Here is a 7477-nt window from a genome sequence, read left to right on the forward strand (position 1 = left end):
CTGGCAGAAAATCCCTCCGATTGGCAATTGTTAAAATATGCGTCGGCGAAACTGTTTTCTTTTACTGACAGCCAAATCCGTCTAGATACTCCTGCTCGCGCCGCCGCCGCCGGTTTTTGGTATCTTCGCCAACGGGACACCGAAAAAGCCGAAAAAGCCTTTGCTGTGGTACGTTCCCTCGCCTACGGGGAAGAAATGTATAGCCTCGCCCAAACTTTATACCGATTTAGTCTGGCAGCAACTCCCGATAGTATCGCTTCCCTGGAGGTTGCCCCCATTGCCGCAGAACCGTCATTACGTCCGCAAACTTGGCAAGCTATCAGCAGTTTAAATCGAGTTATCACAGAAATAGCTTTAGTCCAGAGAAGTTACTCCCAACAGACCAGATCCCTCGCTCTTAATCGGATTATCGGGGAATTAAGGGATATAACCGACCAACAGGCGGCCAATTTACCCCAAGCAGAAAAAGAATTAATCCTTTCTATCGCCGAAAAATGGGCAGAAATTAGCGCATCCATCGCGGGAACGGTGGGAACGGTAACTATTACCCAACCGATTCCTAATCCCTACATTATCGGTGATCCAGTGATCGGTAAACGCTTTGTTGGTCGTGAGGATATCCTGCGGGAACTTGAGTCAATGTGGTCCGGAGATAACCTATCCTCCGTGGTTCTCTATGGTCATCGTCGCATGGGTAAAACTTCGATTCTACGCAATCTGGAGGCATATCTTCCACCAGATGTCTCGGTTATCTACATTAATTTACAGCGCGTGGCCACAGTAACCAGCCTAGCCGAAGTTCTCCTGACTATGGCTGAGGAAATCGCCCAAACTTTGGCAATTGATGCCCCAGAAGAGGAAAAAATGCTGCAATATCCAGAAATATCTTTTAATCGTTATTTAGACCGTCTGATGCGCCAGATTCTGCCGGAAAAAGCTAAAACCGGTTTAATTATTGCCCTCGATGAGTTCGAGATAATTGAGGATTTAATCGAAGCGAATACCCTCCCCCGGAATTTCCTCGGCTATCTGCGTTCCCTTGTCCAGAGTAGTCCGCGTCTAGCTTTTGTTTTTGCCGGATTACATACCCTAGAGGAGATGACTGCCGATTATTTTCATCCTTTTTTTGGCAGTGTTTACCCGATTCCGGTCAGTTTCCTCTCTCCTGAATCTACTCGCGTTATCCTCGCTAATCCCGTTGGGGAAGACGAGGATTTTCCCCTAGACTATACCCCATCCGCTTTGGACAAAATTTATCAACTTACCCACGGTCAACCCTATTTAGTACAACTGATCGGCTTTCATCTGGTACGTTTTTATAATAAACAGGTCTTTGAGTTGCAACGTCCCCAAGATATTCGTTTTCAGGTGGAAGATGTGGAAAAAGCCATCGATGACGAGTTTTTCCAAAGGGGGAATTATTATTTTACGGGTGTCTGGAAACAGGCTAAACAAGAGCCGGCCGGACAACAGGAAATTTTAATAGTTCTTTCTCCCCATCTGCAAGGATTAACCCGGGCAGATTTACTGTCCAGCACCGGATTAACTGACACAACTCTCGACCGGGCCCTAAAAACCCTTGAAAATCATCATGTTATCGAATGCCAAGACTGCCGTTATCGGATTGCTGTGGAATTATTCCGTCGTTGGGTATCGGAAACGAAACAAGAAACAATGACCTAAATTCTTTTGTTATATTTTTGGCTAATATCTCAGCCCAGAATGGGACTTGCTTAATAAATGTGAAATGTAGGCAAGGTAAGGGTTTTGGGGGTCTGTCTTGCGAAACAGGTGCAAGGGGAGAATCGTGCTTCAAAACCTTGCGTCTTCATCGGCCCGCGTCCTGTAGGGGCGAAGCATTCGGGCAATAACCTATCACTGAAACCGTAGATTTTCTATCCGAATGCTTCGCCCGTACCTTTTTAGCAAACCCCAAATAGGGGGGTTACAGGGCAGCACGGATTCCCACTATAACAAAATAATAGAACAAATCTGGAAATTTGTCAAGGCCTTGGCAATTTTCCGATTAAAATTGTTTGTTGAGATGGGGTAAGGGACAAGACCCGCCCGGCCCCGACGAAAAACTTTAGTATAATCAAGAATATTTAAGTAAGTGGTTTCAATTAAATTGAAGATAGATTTTGTCCTTGATCCCCCCTGCCCCCCTTGATAAGGGGGGTGCCGATAGGCGGGGGGATCCCCCTTGATAAGGGGGGTTTTGATCCCCCCTGCCCCCCTTGATAAGGGGGGTTTTGATCCCCCCTGCCCCCCTTGATAAGGGGGGTGCCGATAGGCGGGGGATCCCCCTTGATCATGGGGGTGTCTGACAATTTTTAATACCCACCTACTTATTATTTATTAGCTTTTCTGTCTAAGATTGATGTTAAAGGCTGTTCTGTTCGATTTTAATGGGGTGATCATCAATGATGAACCAATCCATCAAGAGTTAATCAATGAAATCTTGATCGGGGAAAATTTACTGCCCCTAGGGTCGGAATTTGCGGAGTTATGTCTGGGAAGAAGCGATCGCGTCTGTTTGCGTAATGTTCTCACCCGTCGCGGTCGTCAAGTGACCGAGGAGTATCTGACCAAGTTAATTAACAAAAAAGCGAGTTTATACCGAGAAAAATTAGGAAAATTAGAGAAAATTCCTATTTATGAAGAGATATACTCTTTTTTAAAACGGGTTAAGGCCAGGGATCTACAAATCGGTTTGGTGACGGGAGCAATACGCTCGGAAGTAGAATCAATCTTGCAACAGACGGGCCTTGGGGATTACTTTAGTGTCATTGTCACCGGGGATGATATCAGCACCAGTAAACCTCAACCGGATGGTTATTTACTGGCCGTAGAAAGATTCAATCGTTGGAATTTTAATCTACAGTTGCAACCCTGGGAATGTCTGGTGATTGAAGATACTTTTGTCGGTTGCGAAGCGGCAAAAAGAGCGGGAATGCAGGTGGTGGGAATCGCTCATACCTATCCCTTCCATTTTATGCAGAGAGTGTCCAACTGGGCGATCGATAATTTCTCCCAATTAGACCTCGATCGCGTGGAGAAAACTTTTAGCCAAATCGGGGAAATAACCGAGCGATCGGGATTTTTAGGCAATCTATGACCATCTAGAGGCGATTAACAAGCTGAAAATCCCTACTTGCAAAAATCGGCAATTCGTGTTATACTAACGAAAGTGCTAAGAAAATGCGGGTGTAGTTTAGTGGTAAAACCCTAGCCTTCCAAGCTAATGATAGGGGTTCGATTCCCCTCACCCGCTTAGGCTGTTGTGCAGTAAACGTCTAAGGAATTATCGGTAATATCAACGGCGATTCTGACTTAGAGATCGCTATCTTCTAAATATCTCCGCAAGTCTTTGGTACGCTGCTCGGTGACATTTGCCAAACAATTACTGTAAATCATGGGAGCTATAGAGCCTCCCTCATAGGCACTTCTTTCAAATTCGCAACTGCTGTCTCTAAACTTAATCCAAGCTTGTTGGGCAGCAATTAATTTTCGTTTGCGAGCAGCTGACAGTTTTGGCAGTAGTTGTCGATAAACTTGATTTAACTTGCGATCGGCGTTTTGATAAGCGATGCTGGCACAAATGTTCATTTCGCTTTGAGTCTGGGGATTGTTACAGTTAGGATTTTGAGCTAGTTGCAAGTTTGTCGCTGCAGATGTGGGACTTGCAATGCTAGGGGTAGCCATCCCGACAGCAAACAAACTCGCTATGCTTAATACGGTTAGTAAAAACTTACCCATGGATACTTATTTTAATGACGGTAAGAAGAAGATAACAGAAATGCGATCAAACCGACCATAGCTTTTTCATTCTGCTCAATTCGTTGGTTGGCTTGGTTAACTATATTTCATTATTTCCAAAAAAGTGGGTGGGTGGAACTAAATATAAGATGAACGTAGGTTGGGTTGAAGCATGAAACCCAACGCCTGCTCATGTTACGCTACCCCTAACCCATCCTACAAATAATTTTGCCTACCTGCTTAACCCTATTTCATTATTTCCAAAAAAGAAAATTAGAGGAGTTGATAACTAAAAAACCCAGACGGGAACTCTTTTATAAGCAGGAGTCCCACAGCGAGGATCGATTTTAGCTTTGAATAAAACATTGGTTTCGGGATAGAACATAAAGCCAACACCTTCGCGAATCGGACCGAAAATAAGTTCGATATTCTCTAATTTGCCGGCATCTCCTTGAACGGTGACTCGTTGATGTTCTTGAAAGCCCGCTTTTTTGGCATCTTCGGCGTTCATTAATAAACAATGACGGTGGGGCATTCCCCGATATTTATCGCCCACTTGATAAACGACGGTATTATGTTGTCCATAACTGCGTCCTGTTCCGAGAATCAGGGTAATTCCGGGTGCATTTTCTGGTTGATTGAAATCTTGCTTTTGCGGCGCTTTTAAAGTGGGTAAAGGGGTGACAGACATTTGCGCTTTTCCGGTTGAGGTCGGAAAATGGGGTTCGGTAAAAATCCTTCCACTAATGGTAAATTCTGTTTGGGTTTGATCTAATTGCCCGATTTTTTGATAACCCGGAATCGTTTTGGCGATTAACTGACGAATATAGGCGGTGTCGTCTAATCTCGACCAATCAATCGGGTTTGTGCCTAAAACTTTGACGGCAATGTTGGTTAATAGTTCTACTTCCGAGATGACATCCACATCGGAACCCTGTAGATGACTGCTTCCCCGCTCGTTAAAACGGACAAAATTATTGCCCGATTCGGTTGTTGTCGGGTGAGGATTTTCAAAACGAGCGAAGACGGGTAAAATTACCGTATTTTGTCGGGCTAATCCCTGAAAATGTCCTAAATTTGGCTTGGTGGCTACATAAAAAATCGTATCAATTTGTGCTAAGGCTTTTTTGGCTTGAGTTAAATCTGGATTTGCGCCATAAAGATTACCTCCCAAACAGAAAAGGGTGTTGATTTTGCCCCGTTCGGCCGCTTCAATTAATGCCCTGGTATCATAACCGCCAGTTATATTTAATGGCTTTCCTAAAAGTTGAGAAAGTGCCTCGGCGATTTCCCGACGTAATTTCACCGTAACGCCCATAGAACCGAAGCCCTGTACATTAGAATGACCTCTGATTGGCATGGTTCCGGCTCCGATTTTGCCGGCATTACCCGTGAGTAAGGCCGTGTTAGCGATACTGATGATATTATCGACACCATTTTCCTGTTGTGTAACCCCCATCGCCCAAGCGAAAACCACTCGCTCTAAATTGCCGAAAAGGGCGGCGGTTGCTTCAATTTCTTCTCGGGATAAACCGCAGGTTTTAGTAATAGTTTCCCAGGGTATTTGTCGGGCGTAATCTATAACAGATTGCCAATTTTCTGTATGGGATTCGAGATAATCCCAGCGGACTAAATTTTGTTCGATCAAAGATTTTTGTAATCCGACGAATAGGGCGGTATCGCTACCCGGAATCGGCTGTAGGTAGAGAGTAGAAATATCGGAACCGCCCCGCAATAGGGATTTAATCGGAAAAGCGGGCGAGGAGAATTTGACCAATCCGACTTCAATTTGCGGGTTAATAATAATAATTTTACCGCCGCGATCACGAATTTGAATTAATTCATTCATCAGGCGAGGATGATTAGCCGGGGCGTTAGAACCGATCAATACCACACAATCGGCTTGTTTTAAACTTTCCAGACTGACCATTGAAGTCCCGGAGCCGAAAACCTGTTTTAATCCTACGGTCGAGGCGGCATGACAGAGATCGGAACAATCGGCTAAATTATTACTTCCTAATGCCCGGAAAAACAATTGTAAGAGGTAGGCAGCTTCATTAGAAGAACGTCCCGAACTATAGGAGGCCAGAGTCTCGGACGGTTGGCGAAAAGCTTGTTCGGCTAATCGATAAACTTCTTCCCAACTAATACGTTGATAGTGACTTTCTCCGGCTTTTAAGAGGACGGGATAACTGAAACGACCCAAGCGATCGCATTCTAAGGAGGTTAGGGACTGTAATTGAGCGAGATGATAGGTCTGAAAAAAATCGGTTTTAATACCGGGCATTAATTCGGAGGTAATCGCCTCCACACTTTTGAGACAACGTTGCAGACTTTCCCCCGCTTCGTTGACAAAACCGCCTTTTTGTCCCCCCGTTCCCCAAGCGCAAGCTAAACAGGCACTTTTATGATTTAAGGTTTGCCAGAGTTTAATCCCTTGAGGAGAGAGGGTTTTTTCTGCCCAATATTGCAATACGGGAAAACCCCCGCCCGCTTCAATTTTGTCCGATGTTTCCCGTTCTTTCATCGCTTTTTCTCCCGATTTTTTCTCAAATCCCTCCGAGAGGGAGAGTGTACCCAGTACAGTTGAGTTTATCACTATTTTTTAAAAAGTGCATCGGCAACGGATAAACGACCGGGCAAGCTACGGTTAGTTGTTGACAATATCCTATGATTGTGATTTTATCAGACTAGGGAGAGGTCTATTAAAAATGATAATTCCGATGGATGAAAATGAAGACTTTCAACATTTAGAAGAGATGATCGCCAATCTCCAAGTAAAACAGAAACAGATTCTGAAAGGGATGTTAGATTATCCGATTCAAATCGATTCGGCAATTCGGATACTTTCCGATCCGTCTCGGCAATTGGTTATAACTCATAATAATATCAGGGTAAGAGCATCTCAATTAGGCTTGACAAAAGGCTCTCAGCACAGCCATCATATAGTTGTTATCCATGGCCGCCCGTTTACTTTTTTGTGCCATACTACGTCGGTAAGTCGATTCTTGGTTAAGAGCGTTAAGTGCTACTCGTCTCAAGAAGGCTCCCATTACGAGGGCTGTGGCCGGAGCGAATCCGACATTTATCTTCATTATCTTCCCAACCTTGGGCTCCCGCTATAACTGCTAAAATAGCAATGACTAAAATATCAGTTAATAAATGTTTTTGGGTTCGGGACACTCTCGGGTCAGGAATATCTTGAAGATAAGTCAATAAACTAGCTTGAATTTCATTGATTGGTGTTAAAGGAAGCTCCGGTTTTAGTTGAGCTTTATTTTCCCTTGGGAGAACGGGGGCAAAACCTTTACCCATGAGCTATTTCCTCATTAATTTTCATGAACAACAGTGAGACTAAGGCTAATTATAACTGGACTTCCCCCGTATAAACATACTGGCTATGGCTAAAAGTCTTACAGAGCCTGAGTTAAAGCCATGTAATACTAATATACTACTAGACACAAACTCCTGAAGTCCTTACGCAGATAGGGTTTGAGGCAAAAATTTTCAAATTTGACCTTTCGACCGTTATAGCTTGTTTCGGGGCAGAAAACCATCAAAAACATGGCTACAGAGGGAATCGCTGACTCTAGAGATTAGTGACACCATCTGTTGCAATGAGGTTAGCGATCACTATACAGCCAACTCTACGGAATCGCTCTACTCCAGATACAGTCAACGGTACAGCCATTTTCAAGGGAAAAATGTACCCAGTAGC

Annotated in this window: 5 protein-coding genes, 1 tRNA gene and 1 pseudogene; 3 read left to right on the top strand and 4 right to left on the bottom strand. The window is 44.2% G+C overall.

Annotation, left to right across the window (positions count from 1 at the left end; genetic code table 11):
- From IM477_RS01680 to IM477_RS01690, 3 genes are all read left to right on the top strand, one after another.
- Positions 1–1683 (top strand): AAA family ATPase (locus tag IM477_RS01680; RefSeq protein WP_287730286.1); only part of this gene is annotated, 1683 nt, incomplete at its 5' end.
- Between the two features lie 697 nt (positions 1684–2380).
- A complete protein-coding gene (locus tag IM477_RS01685) occupies positions 2381–3118 on the top strand; it encodes an HAD family hydrolase (RefSeq protein ID WP_287730287.1) in 738 nt (245 codons plus the stop codon).
- Between the two features lie 85 nt (positions 3119–3203).
- A tRNA-Gly gene (locus tag IM477_RS01690) sits at positions 3204–3274 on the top strand.
- Between the two features lie 59 nt (positions 3275–3333).
- Here the strand turns inward: IM477_RS01690 and IM477_RS01695 are convergent.
- The 4 genes and pseudogenes from IM477_RS01695 to IM477_RS22850 form a co-directional block, all read right to left on the bottom strand.
- The gene (locus IM477_RS01695) at positions 3334–3759 is read right to left on the bottom strand and encodes a lysozyme inhibitor LprI family protein (protein ID WP_287730288.1); all 426 of its coding nucleotides are present in this window, start codon (positions 3757–3759) and stop codon (positions 3334–3336) included.
- Positions 3760–4048: 289 nt separating this feature from the next.
- Positions 4049–6286: an FdhF/YdeP family oxidoreductase gene (locus IM477_RS01700; RefSeq protein ID WP_287730290.1), complete on the bottom strand. Its 2238-nt coding sequence runs from the start codon at positions 6284–6286 to the stop codon at positions 4049–4051.
- 382 nt (positions 6287–6668) lie between these two features.
- Positions 6669–6854 carry a hypothetical protein gene (locus IM477_RS01705; protein ID WP_353845524.1) on the bottom strand — a complete coding sequence of 62 codons (186 nt, stop codon included), beginning with the start codon at positions 6852–6854 and terminating at the stop codon, positions 6669–6671.
- Positions 6847–6999 (bottom strand): annotated as a pseudogene (locus tag IM477_RS22850) (transposase family protein); the annotation flags it as partial. The pseudogene IM477_RS22850 and the gene IM477_RS01705, both read right to left, overlap by 8 nt.
- Positions 7000–7477 lie beyond the last annotated feature (478 nt).

This window comes from Microcystis sp. M090S1, assembly GCF_020246295.1.
Taxonomy (GTDB): domain Bacteria; phylum Cyanobacteriota; class Cyanobacteriia; order Cyanobacteriales; family Microcystaceae; genus Microcystis; species Microcystis aeruginosa.

Bases quoted from the DNA above. Each gene is read 5' to 3' on its own strand.
- IM477_RS01685 (WP_287730287.1), top strand. From the start codon at position 2,381: ATGTTAAAGGCTGTTCTGTTCGATTTTAATGGGGTGATCATCAATGAT.
- IM477_RS01695 (WP_287730288.1), bottom strand. From the start codon at position 3,759: ATGGGTAAGTTTTTACTAACCGTATTAAGCATAGCGAGTTTGTTTGCT.
- IM477_RS01700 (WP_287730290.1), bottom strand. From the start codon at position 6,286: ATGAAAGAACGGGAAACATCGGACAAAATTGAAGCGGGCGGGGGTTTT.
- IM477_RS01705 (WP_353845524.1), bottom strand. From the start codon at position 6,854: ATGAAGATAAATGTCGGATTCGCTCCGGCCACAGCCCTCGTAATGGGA.